Below are 2,050 nucleotides of genomic sequence, written 5' to 3'. Positions count from 1 at the left end.
GACGGGTGGTGCCGTCGCCGCGACGGCAGCGGCCGCCGTGCCCGTCGGCAGTCCGCCGCGCAGGCAAGCGGCCAGCATGTCGAAAGTCGTTGCGACAGCGTGCGGATCGATCGGTAGCACTCCGGCCGCAGCGTCGGCATCGCCGCGTCCGGCAGCGCGGAGCCTGTGCAACCGACCCGACCCGACAGGTGCGACGACGAGTGCAATCGCCAAGCACAACAATGCGTTCGACATCAGCGACACACCTTCGCGGTGATGGCGTCGGTCCACAACAACCCCGCGCACACGAAGGCGCAGCCGATGACGAGCAGGATGCCCCCGAGGCCACCACCGAGGAGTACCGAAAGCGGCGCCGCTCCCATCGCCTGGCCCAGACCGACACCCAGGACCGGCAGGCATGCCAGCACGGTTCCAGTCGCTCGCGCCCCTGCCAACGCAGCCTGGGTGCGGTCGCGGAATCGGTTGCGCGCAATCATGTCTCCGCGGGCTGCAGACAGCAACCCCACCAGCGCGAGACCGCGTTCGTCGGCGACGCACCACGCTGCCGCGACGATCGCCAACTCGGTAGCCACCGGGGAGTCGGCGTTACGCAAACCGTCGTGGGCGGTACCGCCGAGGCGTGCGCGTCCCGATGCGCGGGCAAATGCGTCGGCCACGGTTCCCGTACATTCCGAGGCTGCAGCAGCCGACGCAGCCGCCGGGTGGGCGCCGACGCGTAGCTCACCGACGACTGTCTCGAGACCGGCGGTGAGCGACTCCAGCTCGGCACGGTGAGTGCGTCGGATGCCGGCGGTTCGCAGGCGAGCCCACAGTGTCGCGGCGACGATGCCCGATGCGCACAGCAGGTGCGCGCCACCGAGGGAGGCGACGGCTCCAGCCCCAGCGGCACCGACAGCGAACCGCAGCAACGTCTTCGAACGCTGGTCGACAGTGCGCCCGCTTTTCGTGCGCAAGACCCGAATCCGAGCGTGGCGTGCAGGAAGGACGAAAAGCGCTGCAGCACATAGCAGTATCGAGAGTGCGGTCACAGCCCCTCCGCACGGCGACGGAGTAGGGTATCGAGAGCCTCTCGACCCGGAGCCCTTTCGCCGGATACAGTCCAGGCCGGCACGATGCGCACCCGACCCGACTCGTCCGTGTCCACCACCGCTATCTCGCGCAGCCGTCGACGACCGTCGGCGCCGCGATGCACGTGCAGCACCACCTGCAGGGCTGCGCCCACCTGACTGTGCAGTGCAGCGCGATCCATCCCGCCGAGCGCAGCCAACGCCTCGAGTCGGGCAGGCACTTCGGCGGGCGAGTTGGCATGGATGGTCCCCGCCCCACCGTCGTGACCGGTGTTGAGCGCGGTGAGCAAGTCGACCACTTCCGCACCCCGCACCTCCCCAACAACCAAGCGGTCGGGCCGCATCCGGAGAGCCTGGCGGACCAACTGCCGCACCGTCACTTCGCCGACGCCCTCGATGTTGGGCGCCCGGGCGACCATCCGGACAACGTGCGGGTGCGACGGTGCCAGCTCGGCGGCATCCTCGACGCAGACGATCCGCTCGGTCGATCGCACCTCCCCCAGCAGTGCAGCCAGAAGGGTGGTTTTGCCTGCGCCGGTACCACCGACGACGAGGAACGCCAGGCGGGCGTCGACGATTCGGCGCAGCAGTGTCAATGCTTCGGGTTCGATCGCGCCGCGGCCGGCCAGAGCCGTCAACCCCTGCGTGGTCGGCCGAAGGATGCGCAACGACAGGCAACTGCCACCGCGGGCCACGGGAGCCAGGACAGCGTGCAGGCGCACTCCGAAGGTGCCGTCGCCGACGCCGGGCAGCTGCCCGTCGACCCAGGGTTGCGCGTCGTCGAGGCGTCGTCCGGCGGAGAGCGCAAGGCGTTGGCACAGCCGTCGCACCGCGGCTTCGTCGGAGAAACGGATCGTGGTGCGCTCGAGGCCCGCCCCTCGGTCCACCCACACCTCGTCGGGGGCGGTGACGAGGACGTCGGCTACCGACGGGTCTCCGAGCAGCGGTTCGAGCGGTCCCGCCCCGGTGAGCTCCGTCTGCAG

The 2,050-nt window shown here is 70.1% G+C and carries 2 protein-coding genes and 1 pseudogene; all 3 read right to left on the bottom strand.

The genetic code is table 11. The features are described 5' to 3' along the window. A pseudogene (locus WBQ44_RS22185) lies at positions 1 to 234 on the bottom strand (type II secretion system F family protein); the annotation flags it as partial. Next, positions 234 to 1,028, bottom strand: coding sequence for a type II secretion system F family protein (locus WBQ44_RS22180; RefSeq protein WP_495568817.1), 795 nt, complete (start codon positions 1,026 to 1,028; stop codon positions 234 to 236). The pseudogene WBQ44_RS22185 and the gene WBQ44_RS22180, both read right to left, overlap by 1 nt. Further along, on the bottom strand, positions 1,025 to 2,050 hold a 1,026-nt coding region (locus WBQ44_RS22175; protein ID WP_495568816.1), incomplete at its 5' end, for a TadA family conjugal transfer-associated ATPase. The genes WBQ44_RS22175 and WBQ44_RS22180, both read right to left, overlap by 4 nt.

The organism is Rhodococcus sp. (in: high G+C Gram-positive bacteria), from assembly GCF_049591685.1.
Taxonomy (GTDB): Bacteria; Actinomycetota; Actinomycetes; order Mycobacteriales; family Mycobacteriaceae; genus Rhodococcoides.
Note: the sequence above shows the minus strand (reverse complement) of the source record. Positions and strands in the feature narration are given on the sequence as shown.